Below are 25,167 nucleotides of genomic sequence, written 5' to 3' on the forward strand. Positions count from 1 at the left end.
AGAAAGAGAAGAATTGTGCAGAGAGCAGAGGCACTGAGGCGACTTCAACAGACAATCAAGCAGGGTGGCGTGATTGTGGGAGCAGGAGCTGGAACCGGGCTCTCCGCCAGGTGTGTGGAGGCGGGGGGAGTCGATCTGATCATCATTTATAATTCGGGCCGCTACCGCATGGCCGGTCGCGGCTCTCTGGCGGGATTACTGCCCTACGGGGACGCCAATGCCATCGTGGTCGAGATGGCCAACGAGGTCTTGCCCATCGTCAAAAACACTCCCGTACTGGCTGGCGTCTGCGGCACCGATCCTTTTCGCATGATACCCTATTTCTTGCGCCAGCTGAAAGAGATGGGCTTCGCCGGCGTGCAGAACTTTCCCACCGTAGGGCTGTTTGATGGTACGTTCCGCCAGAATCTGGAAGAGACCGGTATGGGCTTTGGGCTGGAGGTCGATATGATCCATGCCGCGCACGAACTGGATCTGCTGACCGCCCCCTATGTCTTTAATCCCGATGAGGCACGCGCCATGGCCGAGGCGGGCGCCGATATCCTGGTGCCCCACATGGGACTGACCACCAAAGGCTCGATCGGCGCGCAGACCGCCGTTACGCTTGACGACGCAGTCACGCGCATCCAGGCTATGCATGACGCGGCCAAGAAAGTCAATCCCGAGGTGCTGGTCCTCTGCCATGGAGGTCCCATCGCCGAACCGGAGGATGCCGCATATGTCCTTCAGCGTACCAGCGGCGTTGCCGGCTTCTTCGGCGCATCCAGTATGGAGCGCCTCCCCACAGAGATAGCCATCACCGAGAACACCCGCCGCTTTAAAGCCATTCAGAGAGGAGAATAGAACAGCATGGAAAAGCCTATCGATCCCCACAGCGTCCCCACACAGACATTCGACTGGGGGATTATTAAATGGTTGGTCAAGCCTGAATATACTCTGGGCACAGGCCTGACCTTTGGTGAGGTCATCCTGCTGCCAGGCAAGGGCCACGCCCGCCATAATCATCCCGAGTCAGAGGAGATCCTGTATGTGCTCTCGGGCGAGGGAGAGCAGATGATAAACGATGAAGAGCCGTTCCCGATTAAGGCTGGTGACACCATCTATGTCTCCCTCGGCGTCTATCACTCCACCCTGAACACAGGCTGGGAGCCATTGCGCCTGATCGCCCTGTATAATCCAGCCGGAGCCGAACGAGTCCTGGAGACGGCGCCAGACTACAAAGAGGTGCCCGCAGGACAATTGCCAACCCTGCAAAGAAGCTCAACGTAGGTGTCGGGCTTGCCCCGACTTTGGAGCGTCGCGCCCCCGTACCCGGGCGGTCATGTTTCCCAAAAAATGCCATTTCTCCAGAAACATAGTCGCCCGGGTACGGGGGCGCGACGCTCCAAACTGGGGCAAGCCCAGCACCTACGGATCCTCTTTTATGTTGAAATAAGATATCGTGTTCTTTTATGTTGAAAAACATGATCATGAATAGCGAATAGAACGTTGAGAGAGACCGATCAGGGCCAGTATGATGCTCAGGATGCCGCCACCGATAAAGGCCCAGGCCGCTCCGAAATGGTCACTGATGAAGCCGGCCTGCCATAGACCCAATGGGACCAGACCGTTAATACCCAGCAGATAAACGCTATAGACGCGCCCGAGCTTTTCTTCAGCCACATGCGTCTGAAGCTGCATATCCCACATAATCTCGAACAAGCCTTCACCCAGGCCAACCAGTACGCCCGCCCCAAGGAAAATGAAAGCGGTCCACAGGGAAAACAGGGGTAACGCAAAGAGCAAAAAGGCCAGACCAACCAGGATCAAGCCGCTATAAGCGACGATACCGCGCCGACGAAAAGGAAACTGGCCAATCACCAGGGTAGAGAGCAGCGCTCCGAGGGCCATAGCCGAGCCGACACCCCCAAAGATCAGGATACCATTCAGGTGCAGCTGGCTTTCCTGCAACAATTTAGGAAGCGCCACCTGATCCAGTCCCGCCAGGCTAGCACCGGCCAGGCTCACCAGCACGATCGATAACCAGATCCAGGGGACGCTGCACACATAGCGTAGCCCATCAATGATTTCTGACCCGACATGCTGGAAAAGGGGCTTTTTGGGGGTCGGCGTATCGAGCGGGCGCTCTTTCTCCATCGGCTGACGCGGACGAGCAGGTCCCATGATGAGGGTGCAGATAGCCGAAAAAATAAATGTCAGGGCATCAAACAAAAAGGCACTGATGGGTCCAAAGGCTGCAAACAATGTAGCTCCCAGGCTGGGTCCGATCAACTGACTCCCCTGCTTGCTCAGGCCATTCATGGCATTCACGGAGGGCAAGAGCTCCTTAGATTCAACCAGCTGCGGCAAAAGCGAGCGATAGGCGGGACCAAAGAAGCCGCGCACCATGCCGAAAATCAGGGCAACCACGACAACGTGCCAGAGCAGCAGCAGATGAAGCCAGGCCAGCACCGTGATCAGCACCACCAGCAATCCTCGACCGCAATCCGATAACAGAATCACGCGCTGCTTCGGCAGTCGATCAGCAGCCACCCCACCCAGCAACAAAAAGATGATGCGTGGCAGTTCCTCAATGATGCGCACCAGGGCCATCTGCTCCGCCGAACCGGTAATGATCAACACTTCCCAGGCCAGAGCGATCGCAAACGCATCATTGCCCATCGCGGAAATCGTCTGACCAAGCCAGAAAAACAAAAAGCGGCGCGACCTTAAGGCTTGAAAAATGTGGATACGCTTCCGTGTAGAGATATTCATAAACCGTCTTTCTATCGTAAAATTACGCACAAAAAGGGTTCAAATATCAAAAGAAGGTATTCGTCGTAGGTTCGTGTTTATTGTTATATTATACGATGATTTATGTTTGAAAGGTATGGAGGGATTGGAGCATAAGGTATTATGCGTCGCGATTGAAGAAGGTATCGTAGGAGAAGGTATCGTGGATTTCGAGCATGAAATCGGCGTCGCGCTCCTGCTGGAGGATCCAGCGACGCTCGCCGAGCTCTACAAAGTGGCGGCGGGCATCAAAGACTTCGATCGGCTTGCCACGCTCTTCCACATCGCGTACGCGCGCCCGGGCGCGTCGGATCTCCAGGTCGGCCACCACAAAAATCTTGACGATGGAGTGCGCGTAATCGCGAAAAAACTGTTCGCTGCGAATCGTATACAGTCCCTCGATGACCAGCTTTTGCTGTGGTCGCAGGTGCATCGGCTGATAGCCGACACGGCGGTTCGCTACAAAGCTATACTGAGGAATCAATGTCTGCCCCTGCTGCAAGAGCTCTTTAATGTTACGTCCCAATGTGCGCATGTCGTAGGCTTCCGGACTCTCCCACTGGGGAGCGGCCCCATAGATCTCATCATGCTCAATCGTAATATCGGCCTCATCCACGAAATAGTGATCCATTGAAAGTACCGCGGCATCAAAGTACTGTGCCAGTTGTGTCGAAAAGGTGGTCTTACCTGAAGCGGCTGGCCCGGCAACCAGGTAGACCTGGGCGCGCGGCAGATCTTCTATGCGTGAAATCAGGGCAGGCATGCGTAACATTATAACTCCTTTAAAATCCTGTTTAACATATAGCTTTTATATGCATGAATCGCAGGGGCAAAACATATTAAGGCGATATTATGAATGTAAACTTCAGTTAACAATTGTACCCAACAATGATGGATTTGTCTATGCGTGTGGACGTGGGGAACGCCGGCGTCCCCATTCTCTTTTTTGAGGAGAGGCACAAGAGGTGCGCGGATGCGCACCTCTTGTGCCTCTCCTCAAATGATTCCGGAGGGGTTAAGTATTGACTTGGCAGAAAAAATATGTTAATTACAATTTAACATTACGTTTATCGATTAACTTGCGTTTGGCTTCTACAAGGATGAAGGAGCTCCATGACAACTATTTATGATATTGCCCGGGCCGCAGGTGTAACGGCGACAACCGTTTCCAATGTATTGTCGGGCAAAGGTTCGGTCAGTTCGGCCACGCGGGCAAGGGTGATGCAATGCGCGGAAGAACTGAAGTACAGTCCGAATCTGGTTGCGCGCAGCCTGATCAAAGGAAGAACAGGAGTACTGGGACTGGTATTCCCATCGATCGATAACCCTTTCTACGCGGAAATCACAGCGGCGATGGAGCGGCTGGCATACCAGGCTGGCTTCCGTATTTTTGTCTCGACGTTCTCTAATGGCGACCAGACCGGGCAGAAGATGCTTAAAGATCTGGCCTTACGACGTGTAGACGGCGTGATTATCTTCTCGGCCGCCATCTCCCTCGAAATTATTCAGTCACTATCCTTGCCGCATCTACCCATCATCTATTGTCTGGAAGAAGAGATGCAGCCCTGTCCATTTCCAACTCTTTTCTATGACTTCTTCCAGGGTGGCAAATTAGCTGGAGAGCACCTTCTATCATCAGGACATCGGCATATTGGTCTGCTGACCGACATTGGTGATCAAGGACAATACTGCCACATAGCTCGTGTCAAAGGATTGCAGGCGGCGCTGGCAGCTTACAATTTGACGCTTGATAGTCGCCTGATCAAAAACGGACGATCCGATGTAGAGGCAGGCAAGAGCGCGGGCTATGAACTCCTGACACAGCCCGACCGTCCAAGCGCCGTCTTCGCCACCAACGACATGATGGCTATCGGTCTGATGGCGGCCGCCTGGGAGCTGAATATTCAGATTCCGCGCGACCTGTCAGTCATTGGCTTTGACAGCATCTCTATTGGGCGCTACACGACCCCACCACTCACCACTATCAAAATTGATATAGAGATGCTGGCGACGGAGGCAATCAACCTTTTGCTGCACCACATCGATCACCCCTCATCCTCGCAGTCGATCGTGTTACCCGCCACGCTCCTTGAAGGCGCCTCAACGGGTCCACATCTTCTATAAATGCCTTTTGAAATGACTTTTGTGAAAGGAGGAAACATAGGCCAGGAGAAAGCGCTTTCTGCCGTTATCAAGAATAAACGGGTTCAAGTTTCACGAAAGTGAGGTTCTGCATGAAGCACACTATGAATCGTTCTCCGCGCAAGGTCGCGATCTCGACAGCAAGCATCGTATGCTTATTATCACTCTTTGCGGTCATGCTAAGTGCCTGCGCTGGTCCAGGCTCCAATCCAAAGATCCAGCTCACCCTATGGTATTGGAACCGCTCAATCGATGACTCGCTCATCCAGCAGGTAGGCAAGGTATTTCCCAATATCGATCTGCAAGCTGAAAAGATCACCGATTACGATAGCAAAGTCAGAACGTCCATGGCGGGACATCATGGAGTCCCTGACATCCTGGGCATCAACTCCAATATCTCCACCTATTTTCCCGATGAGGACCAGTTTGTCGATCTGCGCACCCTGGGTGCCGATTCCATCAAATCACAATACCTGGACTGGAAATGGAATCTGGGCGTGGCGCCCGGCGGCAAGCTAATTGCTCTGCCGATGGACACGGGGCCGACCGCCCTCTTCTATCGCGAGGATCTCTTCGCCAAAGCCGGACTGCCAACCGATCCTCAGCAGGTCACCGACCAGCTTAAAACCTGGGATGACTATATCCAGGCGGGCGTAAAAATGAAGCAGGCCACCAACGGCAAAGTGTTTATGTTTGACAACATCAACAACGTCTTCAGCCAGGCGGTTGGTCAACACGCGCTACAATATTTTGACCGTTCCAACAAATACATCGGTACCCAGGATAGCGTTAAGCAAGCGTGGACGCTGGCCAATAAGGTAAATCAGGCTGGCATCAGCGCCAACATCAGTAACTGGACCACTGAATGGAACGCGGGCGTCAGCAACGGCACCATCGCCTCATTTGTGGGGGCCGTATGGATGAAGCAGGTATTGCAGGATGCCGCCCCCAACACCAAAGGCAAGTGGCGCATCGCCCGCAATCCTGGTGGAGACGGAAACTCCGGCGGATCTTTCCTGGCCGTCACCAAAGCCAGCGCCCATCCCAAAGAGGCCTTTGAGGTGGTCAAATGGCTTGAAAATCCCGCTAACCAGCTGACCGCGTACAAGTCACTCCAGCTCTTCCCCTCGACCATCAGCACGCTCGATCAACCCGGAATGAGCGCGAAAGAAGACTTTTACGGCGGACAGGACACCAACCAGATCTTTTCGGTAGCCGCCAAAGACATTCCCCGCTTCTACTTCAATGAATATAGCGATATCGTTGGCGGAGCCTACAGCGACCAGCTTAGCCTGATCGCGCTGCAAGGCAAGAAATCAGACCAGGCCTGGAACGACGCCCAGACAGAAATTCAGAGGCAACTGTTACGATAGCGAGAATATCTGCTGTTATCCCTGTTATCCAGAGAAAGAAGGAGAAGAGACACATGAGTAGTGTCAGCCCTATCGCGATCCCTCAACGTCAGGCCCGGCCAGATACTGTGGTGAAACCGAAAAGCACATTTCGTAAATACCTGCCCATGTACCTATCGATCGCGCCATACTTTATCATCTTCCTGGCATTCAGCATCATACCCACTATCTTCTCGCTATACCTGGCCTTCCAGAAATGGGACGGCATCGGGCAGATGACCTTTATCGGCTTCAACAACTTTACCTTTGCCTTCAACGATCCCAAGTTCGGCATTGCTATCCTCAATACCTTTGAGATCTGGTTCATGTCAACCATCCCCATGCTCTTCCTGGCATTGATTATGGCCTTCCTGCTCAATCAGCGGACCCGTTCCAAGTTCGCCTATCAGATCGCCTACTTTCTGCCCAACATCACCTCGATCGTGGCGATTACGCTGATCTTCAACTCGTTCTTTGGGGCCCAGTTCGGACTCTTCAACACGGTCCTGACCGCCCTGCACCTGCCAGCAGTACAGTGGCTCAGCGACTTCTGGGCCATGAAGTGGGCCATCGCCATCCTCGTCATCTGGCGCTGGGTCGGCTATAACGCCCTGGTCTACATGGCCGGCCTGCAAAGCATTCCCAGCGACTTCTACGAGGCCGCCCGCATGGATGGAGCCAATACTATCAACATCTTCACCCGCATCACGGTTCCGCTGCTCAGACCGGTCATTCTCTTTACCGTCATCTCTTCCACCCTGGGAGGTCTGACCCTCTTTACCGAGCCAAAGATTCTTTACGGGGATAACGGAGGCGTCGGCAACCAGGGCCTGACCATGTCGCTGTATCAGTACTGGCAGTCCTTCTCCACCTACCATTATGGATATGGCGCGGCCGTCAGCTGGATCATGTTCTTCATCTTGCTGGCCTTTACCTTTATCAACTGGAAGATCGTGCAGCGCGGCGATAACTAAGCAGACAGAGGAGTCGATGCAATGAAAGATTATGGCACACGTACCCAACGTATCATCACCCATATCATCCTGTTAGTATTCCTGGTCGCGTCCATCTTCCCATTTTACTGGATGATCGTGATGTCGACCAACACAACCAGCGACATCTACCGCATCCCACCGAAAGTCATCTTTGGTGATCAACTATGGATCAACATTTCGCATGTGCTGCAGAATATTAACTTCATCACCAACTTTGGCAATACCCTGCTGATCGCGGTCAGCGTCACGGTGCTGGTCCTCTTCTTCTGCTCACTGGCGGGCTTTACATTCGCCAAGTTCGAGTTTCCCGGCAAAAAGGTGCTATTCGTCATCCTGCTGGTCACCATGATCATCCCCTCGGCCGGATCACTGGTGGCCTCGTTTGTCATCATGGCCGACCTGGGCTGGATTGGCACCTTCCTGCCCCTGATCATTCCCAGCATGGTGACCGCCTTCGGCATCTTCTGGATGCGCCAATACTCGCTCTCAGCGATCCAGAGCGATCTGATCGACGCGGGCCGCCTCGATGGCTGCAGTCATCTGCGCCTCTACTGGAACGTGGCCCTGCCAACCCTCAGACCCGCTTTGGGCTTCCTGGGTGTTATCACCTTCATCAACGCCTGGAACGACTATCTCTGGCCCCTCATCGTGCTCAACGATCCCAAGACATATACGCTGCAGATCGCTCTGGCGCAATTAAATGGCGTCTATAGCACGGACTACAGCATGGTCATGGCTGGCACCCTTATGTCAACGGTCCCCCTGATCATCATCTTCTTCATCGGTGCGCGCCAATTCATCGCCAACATCTCGGCCGGCGCCCTGAAATTTTAGGAGTGTTTGCATACATAAAATGGGAGATTGCGTGGATGGCACATCCACGCAATCTCCCATTTTATGTATGCAAACACCTATGCTTTCTTCTTTGAAGATGCTTTTTTGTCAGAGTCGGGCAGTACGCTGTGAATCGCATGAAGAATCTCATCAACATCGAAGGGCTTGTAGACCACCGGAATACCTTTATCTTCCAACACAGATTCCTGTTCGCGCACCTCATTGAGGGCAGCGGTACACAGAATGATAGGGATCGCCTTGGTGGGAGGATACATGCGCAGCTTCTGCATCATGGTCCAGCCTTCCTGCTGTACCCCCATTTTTAAATCGAGAATAACGAGATCAGGTTTGATACGCTCAACGTCTCCAATATTCTCCATCGTTTCCACAGAGGCCACAACCTCGTATCCTTCGCCTTCAAGTAACATACGAAATAAGTCAAGGATCGATTCGTCATCATTAATAACCAGGATACGGACAGGCATAGCTTAAAACCTCGCTTTTCGCAACGTAGATAGAGAGAACCAGGCGCTGAGACAAGAGGCAGGAGAGAGATTTGATTGAAAATATACCCCCATAATACTCAGCAGAACACACAAAATGCGCATACTTTGACATGCGAACACAACCGATCAATACATATATCATAATAAACCACAATCAGCCACAGCGCAATTTGTGGTCCATACGAATAGCATCAACGGCAGCTATATAGTATCTAAACCTGTCCGAGAAGAAACATTGGGATATATTGTCAGCTATCACGCTACTTTTTTCTATCTTCCACCTTATCCGGTGGTACCATCAGCCCGGCTACAGTTTGCCCTCCAGTTTCAAGAATCCCCAGTCCAGGAGATTTGAGACATAGGTATTGCGTCCCGCCTCATCAGGGCTATTTAAGATGGCACCGACAATGTAGTGTCCATCGCGTGCGGCGGCAAAGGCCAGGCAATAGCCAGCGATACTGGAGTGGCCGGTTTTCACGCCCAGCATGCCGGGATACGTCGAAAGCAGGCCATTGGTGTTCGTCCAGTCATATTTACGATGATACATCGTCGGCGCCAGACTATAAGACGGCTGCGCAACAATGCTGGCAAAGGTCTGATTCGTCATGGCATATTCAGCCAGTTTTGTCAGATCAGCCGCGCTACTCATACTGACAGCGCCATCAATCGTCAGGCCATCGGGATCCACAAAATGCGTTTGTGTCAACCCCAGGTTGGCCGCCTTATTGTTCATCATCGCCACAAAATTCGGCGTTGAACCACCAACATAATCGGCCAAGGCGGTCGCAGCATCAGCACCGGAGGGCAGCAAGGCGCCATATAAGAGATCCCTGACCTTGATAACATCACCCAGGTGGAGCTGCGCGGTACTGGCGGTGCCGTCGGCGGTACGATCAACGGCATCTTGCGAAACGGTAATTTTGGTATCTAAATTCACGCTCTCAATAGTCAGAATGGCGGTCATGATCTTGGTCGTGCTGGCTATCGGCATCATTTTGGTTCCGTTTACGTTGGACAGCACAGTATTCGTATTGCCATCCACCATATAGACAGCATCGGCCTGAGGTTGGGGCATCATACCGCGAGGAGTCGGGGTTGGAGTGGGGATAGGCGTCGGGGTTGGTTCCGGCGTCGGAGTTGGCTCCGGGGTTGGCGTTGGGGTTGGCGTCGGCGTCGGATTTAAAGCACCCAACGCATCCATAATCTGGCCATTCACAGGCGTAAATGTAAAGATATAGCAGGTAGATCCAAAGAGCAAAAGAATAACCACTATAACAATGGAGAAAACACGGCGTTCCATGCACAGGCTCCCGTCTAATAACAAAAAATTTTTTATAAGATGCATCCAATACCACTATCGATTGAAGAGCTAATTTGTTAACAGTACGCCAGGGTAATATTTCACCTTTTATGATGGTAGCTACGCACCTACGGTGCGCAACAATCTATAGTGTGATAGTGCCACAGGAGCGCATCTTCGCTCCTGTGGCACTATCACACACAAAACCGGTGTATCCGCGTACGCGGACGCCAGTAAGGCGCTTATCGAAAATGCTATTTACAGTCCTTTTACAGATTATTAACTACCTAACTAGGTAATTAAGGCTATTTTACATTGTATTTCTATGTGTACCACGGCATTTCATGGTATTCTAGCAATGTTCCCACAACGCCTGAACAACAGGCTACTGGTTATATCCATTGGTTATGTGGATGAGGAACACCGCGTAAGCGAGCGGTAGTGGAAGTTGTCTACTTGAAATGAGGAAACATTGCAGGTATATCAGACCCTTAGGAATTTCTTACGTTCGGAAAAGTCAAAGCAGTCGAAAAAAAGTCATTTTATTGCGGTTATGGGAACAGCAGGTTTGCTCGGTGCTACCCTGGGAGTAAATGCAGTAGCTCCTAATGTGGCACACGCGGCAACAAGTACAGCACACACAGCTACAGTTAGCACGACCCAGGCAGTTCCTGCCTGCTCCAACGTCTATACAGTGGTAGCTGGTGACACATTGAGTCAGATTGGTCAACGTTACTCGGTCAGCTGGTTAGCCCTGGCGGCCGTCAATAGCCTTGCCAATCCAAATCTCATTTTTGTAGATCAAAGAATTTGTATTGACCATACGGCGGTCAGTAAGGTAGCGAAGAGCGCTCCGGCCGCTCCTCAGAGTGCGCCCGCGCCAGCTCCCGCACCAGTACAGCAGGCTCCGGCCCCAACGCCAGCTCCCGCACCGGTACAGCAGGCGCCCGCGCCAGCTCCCGTCGCACCTGCGCCCGCGCCCGTCGCGCCAGCTCCCGTGACTACGCAGAGCGGCGACATCAATGGCATGATTGATGAAATATTTGGGCCCTATGCTGCGGGTGCCAAACACATTGCCATGTGTGAGTCAGGCATGAATCCCGGCGCCACCAATTCCTATTCGGTTGGTGGAAGTCACGCCGCGGGTCTCTTCCAGATCCTGTACCCAAGCACATGGTACACCACCTCACAGGCTGGTGCCTCTCCATATAACGCCCGGGCTAACATCATTGCCGCCCACGAGATATTCGTGCGTGACGGCTATAGCTGGCGTGAATGGACGTGCCAATAGCATAGCGCACTGGGATAGAATTGAATAATTTGTTGTTTTTAATTCAGTTATAGACAACTTCGCTTTTAACCTACCCAAAAACAGAGCTGCCCTCCATGCTACATGTAGCATAGAGGGCAGCTCTGTTTTTGGGTGTACTTGTACCAGGATCAGCAAGGCGTTCCCCAGGCGCATAGTTACTCAAGCATCCAGGGACGTCCATGCGAGCGGTGAATGATGGGAGGAGCGGATAGCTCACGCTGCTTTGCTGCCTCTTTGCGCACAACTTCTGGCTCGAAAGCGCTCTTCTCGGCACGATAACGTGCCCGGGCCATGGCTGGCGGCGTACGCACCAGTCCAGGAGCGGTGTATATCCGCTTGACCTCCCGCTGGCAGACAGGACAGTACATGGGGGTGGCTGCATCGGTCAGTGAACGCCAGCACTCGAATGAACCACATTGCTCACAGCGAAATTCATATCTTGGCATACTCATTCTCCACGCTGCATACTCTTCTTAGCTACATCAGCCAGACATATAAAGGTAATATATTAAATTCATTGATCATTTGCAAAGCCTTATTCTACTTAAGGTTAAATCCCACTTACTTTAGCTTGACATAGAGATTTTTTTAGACTACCGTATTAGCGTACATGAAGGATAAAGGCAGTGTAAACATAGGCGTCATCTATGCTCAGGTACCCGCCTGGTCAGTTTCCTCGTTCGGTATAACTACACATAGGGTGATAGTGTCACGTAATAGTTCAATCGTATAGAGTACGTCAAGCTTTAGATCGATACACCTTTCTGCGTTATTCAATCGCATATGTAAAGGAAGGCGATCATGATGACGACCACAACGATGAGACCCGAAGTGCTATTTGGCGTAGATCTGGATAAACCCATGAGTCAGCAACAGATAGTTGGCCATAACCGCTGGCATCCAGACATTCCCGCGATAGCTTCGGTAAAGCCAGGAACCATCTTCAGGATGGAATGTAAGGACTGGACGGATGGACAGATTAAGAACAACGATAGTGCGAACGATGTACGCGATATTGATCTTTCAATCCCCCACGTGCTTAGTGGCCCGGTCGCTGTTGAGGGCGCGGAGCCTGGAGACGTGCTTGTCGTCGACATTCTCGACGTAGCTCCATTCCCGGGTAAAGCGACTTCCTGGGGCTTCACCGGCATCTTCTCCCATGAAAATGGTGGTGGCTTCCTGACGGACCATTTTCCCGATGCACACAAAGCTATCTGGGATCTCAATGGGGTGGTAGCCACCTCACGGCACGTTCCTGATGTGCGTTTTGTAGGCATTCCGCATCCCGGTCTGATCGGCTGTGCCCCATCTCACGACCTCCTCAACGCCTGGAACAGGCGCGAGGCTGATCTGATCGCGACCGATCCCAATCGCGTCCCGCCACTGGCCCTCCCACCGGAGGAAAAGAACGCGGTGATGGGCTCGCTTAAGGGAAGCGACATGCAGAATGCGGCACGCGAAGCGGCGCGCACCGTGCCGCCACGCGAACATGGCGGCAACTGCGACATAAAAAACCTGACCCGTGGCTCGCGCGTCTACTTCCCGGTCTATATCAAAGGTGCCAATCTGTCGCTGGGTGATCTCCACTTCTCGCAGGGAGACGGTGAGATCACTTTCTGCGGAGCGATCGAGATGGCCGGCTATATCGATTTGCAGGTGGGCCTGATTAAAAACGGCGTCAACACCTACAACATGCTGAGCCCCATTTTCAGGAGTAGTCCACTGGAACCCCGCTACTCCAATTTCCTGGTCTTCGAGGGTATATCGGTTGATGAGGCAGGCAAACAGCATTACATGGATGCCCATATCGCCTATCGGAATGCATGTCTGAACGCGATTGGCTACCTCGAAAAATGTGGCTATACCGGCGAACAGGCCTACATCATCCTGGGCGCCGCGCCAATCGAGGGTCGCATCAGCGGCATTGTGGATATTCCGAATGCCTGCTGCTCGCTCTACCTACCAACCGAGATTTTCGAGCGCGATGTTGAGCCAATGAAGCACTCGGTCTCCCAGAAAAGGCAGGTTGCAGTCACCAGCTAAACACGAGATGCCCTGTGGTCATGCTTTTCTCCAGCCCGGATGCTGTCGGTAGCAGCATCCGGGCCATATAGAGGTAATAAAGATGGAACGCGCAATATCCATGGAGCGCCTGACCACTCCCTGGGAGCGAATGACGAATGAGAACTGGCTACTCCGCTTTATAGATTCGCTCCTGCGTGGTTGCGGACAGGTGATGTTCCAGAACAATCCTCTCACCGGCCTCTTATTTTTGGTTGGAATCTTTGTTAATTCAGCGCTGCTGGGACTGGCCGGGATCATCGGGGTGGTGGTGAGTACCTTAACGGCGGTGGTGCTCAATGCGGACCGTGGTGCCGTTCGCGCGGGCCTCTTTGGCTACAATGGTATCCTGACGGGCATCGGGCTCGCCTTCTTCCTCAAGTGGAATCTCACCTTGCCGGTGTATATCATTCTGGCCAGCATCCTCAGCAGTATCGTAATGATGGCGCTGGTCAATATGCTGGGGCCACGCGATGTGCCAGCGCTGACCGCCCCCTTCGTGCTTACAACCTGGATCTTCCTGTTCGCCGTCTTTCTATTTAACCACCTGCAGCCGACGCAGGCGATACAACCCGCCTTGCTCAAGCCCAGCGCAGCGGTACAGACCGACCTCCGGCCGCTGCCGGGGTCACTGATAGGCGCGGGACTGACACCGCTCAATCTCGTGGAGGCCTTTTTCCGCGGCATCGGTGAGGTCTTCTTTCAGGACAATCTCCTTACAGGCATCATATTTCTGGTCGCCATCCTCATCAACTCACGCATCTCAGCACTCTTTGCCGCGCTAGGCTCGCTGGTGGGAATGCTGACTGCGCTCTTCCTGCTGGGTGGCAACGGACACTGGATCTATCATGGTTTGTATGGTTTTAACGCAGTTCTAAGCGCGATCGCCATCGGTGGCGTCTTCTATGTTCTGACCTGGCAATCAGCGATTTATGCCCTGTTATGTGCCTTGATCTCAACGATTGCGATGGCCGCGATCAGCGTCCTGCTCTCGCCGCTTGGCATGCCCGCATTGACGGCCCCCTTCGTACTGAGCGCCTGGCTCTTCATCCTACCTCGGACCGGTTTCCAGGCCCTGCATCCCGTTAGCCTGGCGGATGTCACGAATCCTGAACGCATCCGCCACATGTATCAAGAGCATGCGCTGGCCCACTAAAAGCGTTGTCCAGGTCTGGAACCAAAAAAGCAGAGGGGTATCGCGGGAGATACGCGATACCCCTCTGCGAGGAGTTATATTTCGGGTTGCTCAGCCACCTTTTTCTGTTTTTTGGACTTTTTGATTGCCGGGAGTGGTGCTGTGGGGGCATCGACATCAAGGTCCGCGCCAATGGGCGGCGTTTTGGGGACACCGGTGGCAAAGTCGGCGCCGATAGCTGGTGTTTTGGGTACCTCGGCGGCAAAGTCGGCACCGATGGCTGGTGTTTTAGGTACTGCGGGGGCCGTCTTCGTGGCTTTGGCTGATTTCGTCGGTGTTTTAGGTGCCTCAGGGGCAACCTCCGTACCAGCAACAGGAGAGGATGCGGCAGCGGTTTTCTGGGCGGCTTCGCGAGCGGCTTTTTTCTCCTCGGCCTCCTTCAATTCTTTGGCTTTTCTCTTCGCGGCCTGCTGGCTATCGTACCAGTGCTTGCCGTCCAGCAACTTGCGATAGGCTTGATAGACAAGAGGACGGTAGACGAGATCTTGCGTCTCCAGGGAGCGCATGGCGTAGCCACCGAAGCCGCGTTTGAAGTTATAGACCCCATAGAGCTCGTTGCCTTCTTCCAATACATCGGGGATACCGCGTGAATTGAAATACCAGCAACCATGAGATTTAGCCCAGAGGATACGCTGCCACTGCAGCAAGTAGTTGACACGCATTTCGCGGGATTCATCGGAGGCCGCCTCGTACATATTCCAGCTCCAACGTCCCAGGCGTACCACGATGGCGGCGGCGATGATGCGGTTGTCGTATTCCGCGATCAGCAGAGCGGCGTTGTCTTTGTACAGGCGCAAGAAATTCTCATAATATTCTTTGTTGAGCACCATAAATTCGCTGCGCTCGCCGGTCTCACAATAGATACGGTAAAAGGCATCGATGGCGGACTGCTCATGACTCTCGCGAATAACCGTACTGGTACGTGCCGATGTACGGATATACTGGCGCGTCTTCTTATGCATTTTGGACATCAATTCCTGCTCATCACCACGGATATCGGTCACCCACTCGTGGCGCAAATGATGGGCATAGGGGATGGAGCGGAAACCGTAGTGGCGCAACGCGTTCAGCCAGGTCTTATCCCCATCGGGCACACCCGGCTCTATCTTCAGCATACAGGCGCCCCGCTTATGCGCCTCCGCCTTGACAAAATTAAGCAGAATCGTCATAGCTGGCGACGCGGGATTGTCGATAATGGGACCACGGGGAGCGTAAAAATAAGGGACATGCAGACCGGGAACGGTAGATACAAGCACCAGCATAGCAGCGCAGAGCGAACCATCTTCATTCACCACCCCGACATGCAACGAATCGGCATGGCGCTTACTCATCAGCTCACCCCACTCATACGTCTGGGTAAGATTACATAACTCCGACGCCGCCACAAAGTCATTCCATTGCTGGCGATCAGTAATGATTTGCGCCTTCATATTTTAAATCCTTCTCTTCTTCATTAATTATGGTGATCAGAAAGTTTCTGAAAAAGCTATCAAAACCAGATATGGAGAAATACCGCACTCTCAAAAACAAGAACGCCATACGTCCATAAATTTATATATTGTTTCGGGAAAGCACGCAAAGATATAGCTCTAAGGTCCTCTTATAAAAAGACTGATAGAAGACAAACATGCTAATTTGAGAGAGTTGGTGCCCTGTCACGCGTGACAGGGCACCAACTCTCTCAAATTAGCATGTATAGAAGACTATTAGCTTTGAGGGGTATAGCGGAAGATAAGAACTATATGAACGACACGCGGTGCTTCCGTAAAGTATCCGAGATGACAACCCATCAGGTGAGCTCATTTTATACCAGGGTGAAATGGTTTAAGGTAGGACCGACGATCAACGGCAATAAAAAAACACAGGTGTGTTTACCTGTGTTTTTAAGAAAGCTGATCGTAGGTATCGTCCGAGAAGAAGAAGTCAAAACCTTGCCACTGGGATAAAGGTTTGGGCTGCGGCAAGGCAGATACTGCATTCATAATACGCGCAACCATATCTTCAGGTGGATTGGCTTGCAAGCCATTGATAAACAGTTCATCTAACTCGGCGTCGTTTAACTCTACATCGGTATTTAAGAAATCTAAAGAAACGTCGTTCATACTAACCTTCCCTCTTATGCTCATCGTTGTAATCGTCTGGTTTTAATACGATAAAGATAAGAAGGAAGTTTCAGATTTCCAAGCTTAAGATTAGAAAACTTAAAAATGTCGGAGAAAATTAAGATGCTGAGTGCGCGGTCCTGGGCTGCCAGTGCTGGGACATTGAAGCACGCAGCAATGGACGAGCACGCTGGAAGTATGTCTTCGCGGTCGCCTCGGGCATGCTTAGCGTCTTGCCAATCTCAGCAAAGCTTAACTGAGAAGTGTAGCGCAGCAACACCACCATGCGAAATTTGGGGGGGAGTACATCAATCGCCTCGCGCAATTTAGATTTTAAATCGCTGCGCTCAGCCAGTTCATCGGGTAACGGACCACCATCAGGAATGATAGCCAACGGAGAGAGTTCCTCGTCGTCATGCGCGGACTCTAACTCGGAAAAGTGGATGGCGCGTTTGCGACGCAGTTCATCCAGGCAACGATTGCGGGCTACCTGGAACAGCCAGGCTTTCAGAGGCTCACCTGTTCGCAGAGTGGGCATCGAAATATACAGCTGTGTAAACACCTGCTGAGAAACATCACATGCCTGATCATAATCATTGAGCAAATGGCAGATAAAGTTAAAGATAGGTGTATTATAGCGACGGACTAACATTTCAAACGCGGCCTGATCGCCTGCAAGAGTTTGTTTTACCAGAGTACCATCAGAATATTCTGTATTTTGCATATTATTTTTTGTGTGTTCCCGAACTTGCATTTCATCAACCTCACTTTCTTTCGTCCCCCATAGCATAGATTTTTTATGAGCATAATGCAAGCATTTTTGGGGGTTATAAGCTCTTCTATAAGGGAGTCTAAGCATAAACTTAGGAAATTAAAAACATCCTTAACGGAACCTGAGAAAATTCTAATCTTCCAGGCTTTTACGCTAAGGATGTCTTATAAGTGAGGTCATCTTATGTTTGATTACGGATGGGGGGAGGATTCAGATACAATCGGTTTTAGGCCGTGAGCCAGAGCAAACCGCGCGATCAAAGCGGCAACAGTAAGAAGCGCTCACGCTCAGTCACCGTCTGGGCTAGTTGCCGCGTCATCTGCTGTAACGCGCCGCTCTGCTGAGACCAGTCCTCGGGGGTCATACGCGAGACGTATTGATAGATCTGTTCGCTAGCACGCACAAGGGTCAGATCAAAATTGAGCAGCCGCATCAGGAGGGATTGCTCCTGGCGGAAACGCCACCAGATACGATCCTGAGAAGGGACCGCCATGCCGCGAATACCAGATTCGACTTTCGCCAGCGCCTGCTGGGCAGCCTCGATGGCGCGCAGCTGCGCCATAGCTTCTTGAGGTGGATCGGGATTGGCCCGCGTCAGAGGAGGGACAAAGCGGGTATGGTAGTCGCTGCGCAACTGTGCGAGCGTAGATACCGCCTGCGCAAGAAAATATGAGGCACGCTCACGCACCAGTAGATCATCCGCGCGTGCCTGGTTGGTCTGATTATAAAAGTTATACCCATATCCGGTGAGTAACAATTGGAGCTGTTGTATGAGCGCGTTGTCGGATGGCTGTGAACTCATCTTACTTTCTCCTGATACATGGGCAAGCGTGTCCTACACACTACTTGCCCATTGTCTGTGATCACGATGATTGATTTAGCGCGGAGGATTGGGCGCGGATACCTGTGCGGATGCGGGGGCCCTTACAGAATTGGGTGAGACGTAGTGATCGGCGTTCGTAGTAGGCTGCACACCGCTGACATTGAAGGGCTGGCCGATCGCCATATTAGGAGCTGAAACAATCCCCTTCTCCGCCATCAACATCGCGGTATAGTAACGTACCGCATCTATCTCGCTCAAGCCGAACGCTTTCAACGAGATAAGTGCCTTCATGCGCTCATCTCGGGGGAACACCAGGACCTTCACCGTGTTCAGCGCAATCCCATAAATGGACAGAAACTGTTGCAGGTGTTGAAATACAATCTGTGACAGATCGTGAATCTTCTCATTGACAGATTCAAGAGGAGTGATCTGCACGACCTGGTTAACGGCCTGCTCGATAACGGGTCCAGCGTACGCGTTAATCTCTTGCGTCGTCAACGCGTGCCCCCGGTAGGGCATATGCTGGACAAGCTGTACCGCGGCCTCGCGCGTCTCAACGTGAATATAGTAGTCGACGCTGTACACCATCTCGGCCATTTCGCGCGAGAGCGCCATGCCTCCGGTTTTTAACACAAGCTTGGCACGGTTAATGTAGAGCGCCTCATACTGCCACGGACTCTGACCGCCATAGAAGGCCTGTTGCATCGAACCGAACAGGGGGCGATCAGGCGTCTGGACGGTATATTGTCCTGTTTCGTAGACATTAAGAATCGCTCCACGTGACTTGAGGACGCAAAAGTGGTTGCTCTCGACGGTCAGCAGCGAGCCATTCATGATCCCATTGTGGGGATAGTGCCAGAGGAGAATATCTGGCCCCATCATTTCCTCACCATTTTCAGTCAAAGTTGAAATCACGTTACGGATGCCAGTCATACATAACCTCCTGTTGCCTCAGACGCACTTTCTGCTTTTCTGAATAAATGCTACAGTAAATGTGTGGACACAACATGCAGCAAAAATGATTAATTTAAGTGCCATTCATGAGAATAGCGCTTATTGATTACCGAGCAAACAAAGCTCATCACTATTTATATCAACGCTCAAACAGCTGTGTTATCAAACACGAAAAATCACCCCCTGGTAAGCACTATGGCGGTGTTTGATTCTCACCATTGTGGGGCACATGAGCGCTCCCGCACGCGCAGCCGCCTACGCGGCCGCACCGGTTTTGTATGTTGGTGCACGCAGGGCGCGAATGCGCCCTGCGTGCACCAACATACAACGAACTTCTGAGCATGGCAAATGCGAAAGCTCATACAGATTGTCGGCGATATTTATGAGAATCAAACGCTATCTATATCTCATGATCATCGCCTGCAGCCCGGCTGATTTTTCGCGACGGCGGTGCTCACGAGTCTTTGGTGTGCTGGTACAGCAAGGGCGCACGTCCCCCAGGGTGACGAGAGTCAGATACACTCTATGGATACGAAAAAGCATTGATGAGATAGGCAAAGTACCCGGAATCAGCTTAAGCTCAACTCCAATAGTCAGGCACTCCAACTTTTTTTCTCAGCTTGACGTGTTATAAACGCAACCTATAATCTGTGCTGTAAGGAAAATAAAACATGGCACTTCTCTTTCATCTGTCGAACCAGGTACGTACGATACTTATCGCCATCATTACAATCGTGACCTTGCTCGGCATTATGTTACGGCCCTGGAAAATGAATGAAGCGCAGGTGGCCCTGCTGGGGGCCACTCTTTTATTGCTACTGGGATTGATTACGCCACAAAGGGCGCTGGTCACGCTGGTCGGTGACTGGAATACCTTCTTTTTCTTTCTCGGCATGATGAGCCTTTCCGCGCTGGCCGAGGTGGCGGGTTTATTCGACTGGCTGGCCTTCCAGGCGGCCCGGCTCTCGCACAACAGCGCCCGGCGCCTCTTCTTTAATACCTTCTTACTGGGCAGCCTGATCTCGATGTTTCTCTCAAACGACGCCACCGCCCTGATCCTGACACCGATCGTCTACACGCTGGTAACCCGGCTCAGGCTACCGATCCTGCCCTTTCTCTTTGCCTGCACATTCATTGCCGACACCGCATCCTTCCTCTTACCGGTCAGCAATCCGATCAACATCATCGTCACATCCCGCTTCCCGCTGGACCTGTGGACCTTTCTGCGTCTGCTCTTGCTGCCATCGCTGCTGGTGATCGGCCTCAACATCGGCATCTTCTTCGTCCTCTATCGCAGGCAGCTAAGCGGGCACTTCGATCTCAAGCGTCTCCCTGATTTAGAAGAGACCATCGGACACAAAACCTACTTCCGCTATACCTGCGGGGTCCTGATCTGCGTTGGCGTCGCCTATATCGTGGCATCCGCCATCCAGTTCCCCCTCTCGCTCGTCACGCTGGGTGGAGCCCTGCTGCTGCTCATTGGTGCGCTCGGCTGGAAACAGATCACCATTCCGAAGCTGGGCCAACAGCTCTCCTGGAGCATCTTTGGATTTATCGCTGGCATGTTCATAGTTGTACAGGCGCTGGAAAACACCGGTCTGACGACGCAGTTTGGGCAACTCCTGCTTCACCTGTCGGGCAACACGCCCTTTGGAGCGGTAATGGTGGGAACGCTGGGATCGGCGCTGGGCACCAACCTGATCAACAACGTGCCGATGGCCGTCGTACTCACGTCATCACTGCAGAGCGTGCAGCACTCCTCGCTAGCTGTCCAGCATGGCTTCGTGGCCGCCACCATCTTCGGCTGCGATCTGGGACCCAACCTGACGACGGTGGGCTCGCTGGCCACCGTCCTCTGGCTGCTCATCCTGCGTCAGCGCAACCTGGACGTTTCCAGCTGGGATTACTTTAAAGTCGGCATTATTACAACACCGCTTCTGCTCATCGTAGGTGCTCTGGCCATCTGGCTCTTGCTCTGAACAGGGTTGGCAACAGCACGATATCCGCTGGTTATTCGTATTCAAAATAACAACGCCGTACACAGATACATACAGCGCGGTAATATCCAACAATGCAAAGGGGGATAAGATGCGTATTCTCGGTTGTCTGGATGGAACAAATAGCGAACAGATACAGCAGGCCATTAACAGATTGGTCAATAGCAATGAGGCCGTGATCGGGTTGATCTATGTCATAGATACACGCCCACGCGACGAGATCGGGCGCAAGCGCTCGCAGTTGCTGAGGCCATTACGATCGCCCATGCCACAGGCAGAGCGCATTGAGGCGGCGGAACTGGCGGCGGCCCAGGATATTTTCTACGAGGGCAAGCTCAACCTGCCGCAAGCCGAGACCATACAGCGGCAGGGGCGGCCAGAGTTGGAGATCGTCAATACGGCCGCCGCCTGGAACGCCGACCTGATCGTGATCGGGACCCGCTCTTTCCAGCATCTGGCACCCGCCATCGGTCCCAAATCGGTCGGGCATATCGCCCGCTTTGTTCTCGATCACGCTCCCTGCCCCGTCCTGCTGGTGCGCCCGGCCGACAGCCATGGCTTTCCCATTGATCGTTAACGCGTCTGTTCGATTAGCTGTCGAGGGCGCTCAAGAACCAATATTTTCAACCGAAAAGCATCCCATCCATTGGTTCAGCATGCTTTGGGAACGGTCACGTGTTTGGGAACGTGAGCGCCCGGGAACGGGCCGCTTTGCGGCAAAGCCGGAGCGAGCCCGGCACCTACGAATGCACCGGGTTACTTCCCGTTTTCTTCATACCGGCAACAACAAGCTCACATAACGGCAACTTGCTATGTTCAACTATGGTTCGATTGAACTGTTTAACAAACAGCTTGCTATAGCCAGCATCAACGGGCCGTCCATTAACGCGCACCGTCCACCAGGGGTTGTTCAGCACGCTCCATGACCAGCTAATAAAGGCGGGCTCACCGGAGAGCTCATTGATGGAAATATACGAAGTAAAAAGAGCTCTGCCGTAAGTAGAATAACTGGCAAAGAGCCGGGCCTCACTCCAGCGCAGCGAAGCCCGGCGCAACAAATAGTGCGCCGTTATCCCTTCATCATTGATGACAAATTTCGGGCAGTAGTTATTTGAGGGTTCATAAAATAGTATCCACCCTACGGCCAGAGCTAGAACACAGACGACTCCAGCTATAAACCAGACAACGTCCAATTGACCCTGAACAATAGTGATTATCGCGATGACCAGCACCGCGATGGCGGGGCCGATACCCAGCACACTCAAAAGAACCCACAAAAGCTTACCCGGACGTATAGTAATTGTCGCGGGCAAGTCTAACGAGGAAGCGTCAGTATCCGGTTGCTTTGCCGCCAGATAGGACTCTTTGTGATCGGCCGCATCCTCTCGCACCCAATTCAGGCGTTTCCAATAACGCTCACGGCGCACAAATACAGAGTAAAGCGCATATAAAAGGGCTCCAGAATAGAGGAGGCCAACAATTAGCGTAGTATTTGCAAAATTTTGCTCATGATATAGATTATTGAAGACATTCCATAAAAAAGAACCAGAAAGCAATAAGTATACGACTGATTCGACTCGTAAACGCCAGATATTCGGGTCCTGCTTGAGCATTGTGACCTCCACGTTAGAGATGAGAATATGTCTTACTCCATCTTTCTGACGAGCTTAAAACTCCAGTCCCCATACGTTTTTTATTGGCGCAAGGCACATGTGCATCCCTACACAACAAGTTATTTGTGAAGAGTTGGTGCAACATCAGGGCGGCTGTAGCCGCCCTGATGTTGCACCAACTCTTCACAAATAACTTGAGCGCCGCAGGCGCGAAAAATGAGGTTTTAAGACACATACTTTATATATTCATATATGATACGCATATCACAATATATCTGGATGCGCCAATAAAAAAGGTAGATCGTAGGCATAACGAGGTATGTAAACTATAGGATCAAAGCGCCCTATAGTCACGTTATGGGGTTGACGAAGTAGAAGGAAGGAGGTATCGGTTAAGCCATGCTGATGACTTTTTGCTTTTCCTCTTCTGAACTCTCGGCCATGGCCGGCCGTACCGCGAACACATGATGCCCATGCAGACAATAATATTGCCAGTGACCATGGGTGTCGAGAGCCGGCCTGGTCTCGGTTTCGATATCTACCAGTAATACTCCCTTACCATGGCCATGTTTACATTGATGCTCTTTTGGAGGGTACGCATTCATTAGTTGTCCTCATTTCTGTGCCACACACACAAAACCGCTACTGGAACTTTTGTTCTATACATACTATCTGGTGCTATCATAAATGTCCCACATCATTGACAAACACCATCGAATACCATCAAATGCTATCGAACACAATACATGCCATCGAACTCTATTCTTAAAGACGAATAACTCACCTGTGATATAAAATGTAGCGGCAAAAATACTATGATGCTAAATATTTCGCTGCCAATGCAACGCGGTTGTCGAGCACACCAACAACAAACGAGGACAACATTGTGATAACCTTGCTCATACAACGGAAGAGGTAAAGACAGCCACGCTATAGTCGCGCTCGGGGAAGACGCCGTGGAGATTGAAGCCGACGCGGGTATAGAATGCGCGCAGAGTGGCATTGCCCGCCCAGCAATCCAGGAAGATCATGGCCTGGGGATTCGACAGGGCAAGCAGGCTCTTCAGGCCAGCCAGGAATTGCAGACCGAGTCCCCGTCCCTGCAGCTCTGGTTCCAGCGCCAGCGTGCGCAAAAACCAGGGCTGCTCTAATGTATCCGCCAGTTGCCACTTCACCAGCCAGGGACAATCCTCGACCGTTACGGGGCTGACAAACACGCTGCCCAGCAGTTTGCCGCTACCAGTTTCTTCGAGCACAAAGGCCGTTTGCGTAGCGACGTATGCAGAGACGCGCTCTTGCGCAATAGGGCCGATCACCTGCAAGCTACCCATGTCGATAAGCTTCTGCTGCACACGATCGATCAGATCAACGATATACGAGACTTCCTCGGGCCGCGCCAGCCTGACCAGTAAAGATGCTTCCATGCTGTGAAGATTCCTCCTGACAATAGCTGATTGCGTTACTCTTTCAAGGCGCCGACGGCGATATTAGCGATGAAGTGGCGGCTGCCAATTAAGAAAACCACCAGCAGCGGTACCGTCGCCATCAGCGTTCCGGCCATGACCATACCATAATCGGAGCCATAGACGTTGTCAAGCTGCGAGAGCGCAACCTGCAGGGTATATCTGGCCGGATCATTGAGGATGATCAGGGGCCACATATAATCGTTCCAGACGCGAATAAAGGTGAAGATGCCCAAAAAGGCCAGGGCGGGCCGCAAGATCGGCAGCGCCACGTGCCAGTAGAGACGCGGGTGGCCGCAGCCATCAATACGGGCAGCATCCACCAGCTCGCCCGGCACCGCTGATTCCGCGTACTGCCGCATCCAGAACACGCCGAACGCGCTCACCATGCCCGGCACAATCAACGCCTTAAAGCTGCCAACCCAGCCCAGCCTCGCCATCAGCACGAACGACGGCACCGCCGAGAGCTGCGAAGGGATCATCATGGTACCCAGCAATAGCACGAATAGCAGCTTACGACCGCGAAAGCTAAATTTGGCGAAGGTGAAGCCAGCCAGGGAGCAGAAGAAGAGGACCAGCATGGTCTCTACACCGGCCACGAACACGGTATTGGCGAAGGCCCCGAAGAAATCGATGCTCTTGAGCACATTGCTGATATTCTCGAACAGGTGCGAGCCAAAGGCTAGCCTGGGCGGGTAGGCGAAGATGTCGCTGGTCTTGTTGGTGGCCATAGCCAGCAGCCAGTAAAATGGGAAGAATGAGATGGCTGTGACCAGCAGCAATACGAGATGCAGCGAGAGCTGCTTTGTCCGCGTGCGCGGTGCTCTTCTTTTAAGAATGTATTTGTGTTTGACCCATGATCCAAGCATGCTGTTTTGCATTCCTTTCTCCCGAAGGGGTAAGCTGGGGTAAGCCCAGTAAAAGCTGAGGCAAGC

25 protein-coding genes are annotated in these 25,167 nt (G+C 52.3%); 11 read left to right on the top strand and 14 right to left on the bottom strand.

Annotated elements, in window-relative coordinates; all coding sequences use genetic code 11:
- Window positions 1–12: 12 nt before the first annotated feature.
- Window positions 13–843, top strand: a complete 831-nt coding sequence (locus KTT_RS28810; RefSeq protein ID WP_126601149.1) for a phosphoenolpyruvate hydrolase family protein — start codon at window positions 13–15, stop codon at window positions 841–843.
- 6 nt (window positions 844–849) lie between these two features.
- Window positions 850–1,269 (top strand): cupin domain-containing protein, encoded by a 420-nt coding sequence (locus KTT_RS28815; protein ID WP_126601150.1) that lies wholly within the window; start codon window positions 850–852, stop codon window positions 1,267–1,269.
- Between the two features lie 198 nt (window positions 1,270–1,467).
- Here the strand turns inward: KTT_RS28815 and KTT_RS28820 are convergent, their stop codons facing one another.
- Window positions 1,468–2,754, bottom strand: coding sequence for an MFS transporter (locus KTT_RS28820; protein WP_126601151.1), 1,287 nt, complete (start codon window positions 2,752–2,754; stop codon window positions 1,468–1,470).
- A gap of 139 nt (window positions 2,755–2,893) precedes the next feature.
- A complete protein-coding gene (locus KTT_RS28825; protein ID WP_126601152.1) occupies window positions 2,894–3,544 on the bottom strand; it encodes a uridine kinase family protein in 651 nt (216 codons plus the stop codon).
- Window positions 3,545–3,885: 341 nt separating this feature from the next.
- Here KTT_RS28825 and KTT_RS28830 point away from each other — a divergent pair, with 341 nt between their 5' ends.
- The 4 genes from KTT_RS28830 to KTT_RS28845 all read left to right on the top strand — a co-directional run bounded on the left by KTT_RS28830 (window position 3,886) and on the right by KTT_RS28845 (window position 8,134).
- Window positions 3,886–4,896: a LacI family DNA-binding transcriptional regulator gene (locus KTT_RS28830; RefSeq protein WP_126601153.1), complete on the top strand. Its 1,011-nt coding sequence runs from the start codon at window positions 3,886–3,888 to the stop codon at window positions 4,894–4,896.
- Window positions 4,897–5,018: 122 nt separating this feature from the next.
- Complete coding sequence (locus KTT_RS28835; protein WP_235845904.1) at window positions 5,019–6,287, top strand: ABC transporter substrate-binding protein; 1,269 nt, start codon at window positions 5,019–5,021, stop codon at window positions 6,285–6,287.
- A gap of 53 nt (window positions 6,288–6,340) precedes the next feature.
- On the top strand, window positions 6,341–7,279 hold the full coding sequence (locus tag KTT_RS28840; RefSeq protein WP_126601155.1) for a carbohydrate ABC transporter permease: 939 nt from the start codon (window positions 6,341–6,343) through the stop codon (window positions 7,277–7,279).
- A 21-nt stretch (window positions 7,280–7,300) separates the two neighbouring features.
- Window positions 7,301–8,134 carry a carbohydrate ABC transporter permease gene (locus tag KTT_RS28845; protein ID WP_126601156.1) on the top strand — a complete coding sequence of 278 codons (834 nt, stop codon included), beginning with the start codon at window positions 7,301–7,303 and terminating at the stop codon, window positions 8,132–8,134.
- A 77-nt stretch (window positions 8,135–8,211) separates the two neighbouring features.
- Here the strand turns inward: KTT_RS28845 and KTT_RS28850 are convergent, their stop codons facing one another.
- Window positions 8,212–8,619, bottom strand: coding sequence for a response regulator (locus tag KTT_RS28850; protein ID WP_126601157.1), 408 nt, complete (start codon window positions 8,617–8,619; stop codon window positions 8,212–8,214).
- 328 nt (window positions 8,620–8,947) lie between these two features.
- Window positions 8,948–9,940, bottom strand: coding sequence for a D-alanyl-D-alanine carboxypeptidase family protein (locus KTT_RS28855; RefSeq protein WP_174844810.1), 993 nt, complete (start codon window positions 9,938–9,940; stop codon window positions 8,948–8,950).
- A 553-nt stretch (window positions 9,941–10,493) separates the two neighbouring features.
- Between KTT_RS28855 and KTT_RS28860 the strand changes: the two genes are divergently transcribed.
- Complete coding sequence (locus KTT_RS28860) at window positions 10,494–11,231, top strand: LysM peptidoglycan-binding domain-containing protein (protein WP_126601159.1); 738 nt, start codon at window positions 10,494–10,496, stop codon at window positions 11,229–11,231.
- 176 nt (window positions 11,232–11,407) lie between these two features.
- Here KTT_RS28860 and KTT_RS28865 read toward each other — a convergent pair whose 3' ends face one another.
- Window positions 11,408–11,698, bottom strand: a complete 291-nt coding sequence (locus KTT_RS28865) for an FmdB family zinc ribbon protein (RefSeq protein WP_160146200.1) — start codon at window positions 11,696–11,698, stop codon at window positions 11,408–11,410.
- Window positions 11,699–12,053: 355 nt separating this feature from the next.
- Between KTT_RS28865 and fmdA the strand changes: the two genes are divergently transcribed.
- The gene (gene fmdA / locus KTT_RS28870; protein WP_218031035.1) at window positions 12,054–13,295 is read left to right on the top strand and encodes a formamidase; all 1,242 of its coding nucleotides are present in this window, start codon (window positions 12,054–12,056) and stop codon (window positions 13,293–13,295) included.
- Between the two features lie 82 nt (window positions 13,296–13,377).
- Entirely contained in the window at window positions 13,378–14,469 is a 1,092-nt protein-coding gene (gene yut / locus KTT_RS28875) for an urea transporter (RefSeq protein WP_126601161.1), read from the top strand.
- Between the two features lie 74 nt (window positions 14,470–14,543).
- Here yut and KTT_RS28880 read toward each other — a convergent pair whose 3' ends face one another.
- The 5 genes from KTT_RS28880 to KTT_RS28900 all read right to left on the bottom strand — a co-directional run bounded on the left by KTT_RS28880 (window position 14,544) and on the right by KTT_RS28900 (window position 19,138).
- Window positions 14,544–15,938 (bottom strand): lipid II:glycine glycyltransferase FemX, encoded by a 1,395-nt coding sequence (locus tag KTT_RS28880; protein ID WP_126601162.1) that lies wholly within the window; start codon window positions 15,936–15,938, stop codon window positions 14,544–14,546.
- 453 nt (window positions 15,939–16,391) lie between these two features.
- Window positions 16,392–16,610 carry a hypothetical protein gene (locus tag KTT_RS28885; protein WP_126601163.1) on the bottom strand — a complete coding sequence of 73 codons (219 nt, stop codon included), beginning with the start codon at window positions 16,608–16,610 and terminating at the stop codon, window positions 16,392–16,394.
- 118 nt (window positions 16,611–16,728) lie between these two features.
- On the bottom strand, window positions 16,729–17,334 hold the full coding sequence (locus KTT_RS28890; RefSeq protein WP_235845905.1) for an RNA polymerase sigma factor: 606 nt from the start codon (window positions 17,332–17,334) through the stop codon (window positions 16,729–16,731).
- A gap of 304 nt (window positions 17,335–17,638) precedes the next feature.
- Window positions 17,639–18,184 (bottom strand): hypothetical protein, encoded by a 546-nt coding sequence (locus tag KTT_RS28895; RefSeq protein WP_126601165.1) that lies wholly within the window; start codon window positions 18,182–18,184, stop codon window positions 17,639–17,641.
- 75 nt (window positions 18,185–18,259) lie between these two features.
- Complete coding sequence (locus KTT_RS28900; RefSeq protein WP_235845906.1) at window positions 18,260–19,138, bottom strand: SPFH domain-containing protein; 879 nt, start codon at window positions 19,136–19,138, stop codon at window positions 18,260–18,262.
- Window positions 19,139–19,830: 692 nt separating this feature from the next.
- Between KTT_RS28900 and KTT_RS28905 the strand changes: the two genes are divergently transcribed.
- A complete protein-coding gene (locus KTT_RS28905) occupies window positions 19,831–21,138 on the top strand; it encodes an ArsB/NhaD family transporter (RefSeq protein ID WP_126601166.1) in 1,308 nt (435 codons plus the stop codon).
- A 109-nt stretch (window positions 21,139–21,247) separates the two neighbouring features.
- The gene (locus KTT_RS28910; protein WP_126601167.1) at window positions 21,248–21,733 is read left to right on the top strand and encodes a universal stress protein; all 486 of its coding nucleotides are present in this window, start codon (window positions 21,248–21,250) and stop codon (window positions 21,731–21,733) included.
- 163 nt (window positions 21,734–21,896) lie between these two features.
- Here KTT_RS28910 and KTT_RS28915 read toward each other — a convergent pair whose 3' ends face one another.
- The 4 genes from KTT_RS28915 to KTT_RS28930 form a co-directional block, all read right to left on the bottom strand.
- A complete protein-coding gene (locus KTT_RS28915; RefSeq protein WP_126601168.1) occupies window positions 21,897–22,769 on the bottom strand; it encodes a hypothetical protein in 873 nt (290 codons plus the stop codon).
- A gap of 392 nt (window positions 22,770–23,161) precedes the next feature.
- Window positions 23,162–23,374 carry a hypothetical protein gene (locus tag KTT_RS28920; RefSeq protein WP_126601169.1) on the bottom strand — a complete coding sequence of 71 codons (213 nt, stop codon included), beginning with the start codon at window positions 23,372–23,374 and terminating at the stop codon, window positions 23,162–23,164.
- A gap of 294 nt (window positions 23,375–23,668) precedes the next feature.
- A complete protein-coding gene (locus tag KTT_RS28925; protein ID WP_126601170.1) occupies window positions 23,669–24,193 on the bottom strand; it encodes a GNAT family N-acetyltransferase in 525 nt (174 codons plus the stop codon).
- Between the two features lie 35 nt (window positions 24,194–24,228).
- Window positions 24,229–25,101, bottom strand: a complete 873-nt coding sequence (locus tag KTT_RS28930) for a carbohydrate ABC transporter permease (protein ID WP_126601171.1) — start codon at window positions 25,099–25,101, stop codon at window positions 24,229–24,231.
- Window positions 25,102–25,167: the final 66 nt, after the last annotated feature.

This window comes from Dictyobacter aurantiacus (genome assembly GCF_003967515.1).
Lineage (GTDB): Bacteria > Chloroflexota > Ktedonobacteria > Ktedonobacterales > Ktedonobacteraceae > Dictyobacter > Dictyobacter aurantiacus.

Excerpts from the sequence above, each read along its gene's own strand:
- KTT_RS28815 (WP_126601150.1), top strand. The coding sequence starts at position 850 with ATGGAAAAGCCTATCGATCCCCACAGCGTCCCCACACAGACATTCGAC.
- KTT_RS28820 (WP_126601151.1), bottom strand. The coding sequence starts at position 2,754 with ATGAATATCTCTACACGGAAGCGTATCCACATTTTTCAAGCCTTAAGG.
- KTT_RS28825 (WP_126601152.1), bottom strand. The coding sequence starts at position 3,544 with ATGTTACGCATGCCTGCCCTGATTTCACGCATAGAAGATCTGCCGCGC.
- KTT_RS28830 (WP_126601153.1), top strand. The coding sequence starts at position 3,886 with ATGACAACTATTTATGATATTGCCCGGGCCGCAGGTGTAACGGCGACA.
- KTT_RS28835 (WP_235845904.1), top strand. The coding sequence starts at position 5,019 with ATGAATCGTTCTCCGCGCAAGGTCGCGATCTCGACAGCAAGCATCGTA.
- KTT_RS28840 (WP_126601155.1), top strand. The coding sequence starts at position 6,341 with ATGAGTAGTGTCAGCCCTATCGCGATCCCTCAACGTCAGGCCCGGCCA.
- KTT_RS28845 (WP_126601156.1), top strand. The coding sequence starts at position 7,301 with ATGAAAGATTATGGCACACGTACCCAACGTATCATCACCCATATCATC.
- KTT_RS28850 (WP_126601157.1), bottom strand. The coding sequence starts at position 8,619 with ATGCCTGTCCGTATCCTGGTTATTAATGATGACGAATCGATCCTTGAC.
- KTT_RS28855 (WP_174844810.1), bottom strand. The coding sequence starts at position 9,940 with ATGGAACGCCGTGTTTTCTCCATTGTTATAGTGGTTATTCTTTTGCTC.
- KTT_RS28860 (WP_126601159.1), top strand. The coding sequence starts at position 10,494 with ATGGGAACAGCAGGTTTGCTCGGTGCTACCCTGGGAGTAAATGCAGTA.
- KTT_RS28865 (WP_160146200.1), bottom strand. The coding sequence starts at position 11,698 with ATGCCAAGATATGAATTTCGCTGTGAGCAATGTGGTTCATTCGAGTGC.
- fmdA (WP_218031035.1), top strand. The coding sequence starts at position 12,054 with ATGATGACGACCACAACGATGAGACCCGAAGTGCTATTTGGCGTAGAT.
- yut (WP_126601161.1), top strand. The coding sequence starts at position 13,378 with ATGGAACGCGCAATATCCATGGAGCGCCTGACCACTCCCTGGGAGCGA.
- KTT_RS28880 (WP_126601162.1), bottom strand. The coding sequence starts at position 15,938 with ATGAAGGCGCAAATCATTACTGATCGCCAGCAATGGAATGACTTTGTG.
- KTT_RS28885 (WP_126601163.1), bottom strand. The coding sequence starts at position 16,610 with ATGAACGACGTTTCTTTAGATTTCTTAAATACCGATGTAGAGTTAAAC.
- KTT_RS28890 (WP_235845905.1), bottom strand. The coding sequence starts at position 17,334 with ATGCAAAATACAGAATATTCTGATGGTACTCTGGTAAAACAAACTCTT.
- KTT_RS28895 (WP_126601165.1), bottom strand. The coding sequence starts at position 18,184 with ATGAGTTCACAGCCATCCGACAACGCGCTCATACAACAGCTCCAATTG.
- KTT_RS28900 (WP_235845906.1), bottom strand. The coding sequence starts at position 19,138 with ATGACTGGCATCCGTAACGTGATTTCAACTTTGACTGAAAATGGTGAG.
- KTT_RS28905 (WP_126601166.1), top strand. The coding sequence starts at position 19,831 with ATGGCACTTCTCTTTCATCTGTCGAACCAGGTACGTACGATACTTATC.
- KTT_RS28910 (WP_126601167.1), top strand. The coding sequence starts at position 21,248 with ATGCGTATTCTCGGTTGTCTGGATGGAACAAATAGCGAACAGATACAG.
- KTT_RS28915 (WP_126601168.1), bottom strand. The coding sequence starts at position 22,769 with ATGCTCAAGCAGGACCCGAATATCTGGCGTTTACGAGTCGAATCAGTC.
- KTT_RS28920 (WP_126601169.1), bottom strand. The coding sequence starts at position 23,374 with ATGAATGCGTACCCTCCAAAAGAGCATCAATGTAAACATGGCCATGGT.
- KTT_RS28925 (WP_126601170.1), bottom strand. The coding sequence starts at position 24,193 with ATGGAAGCATCTTTACTGGTCAGGCTGGCGCGGCCCGAGGAAGTCTCG.
- KTT_RS28930 (WP_126601171.1), bottom strand. The coding sequence starts at position 25,101 with ATGCTTGGATCATGGGTCAAACACAAATACATTCTTAAAAGAAGAGCA.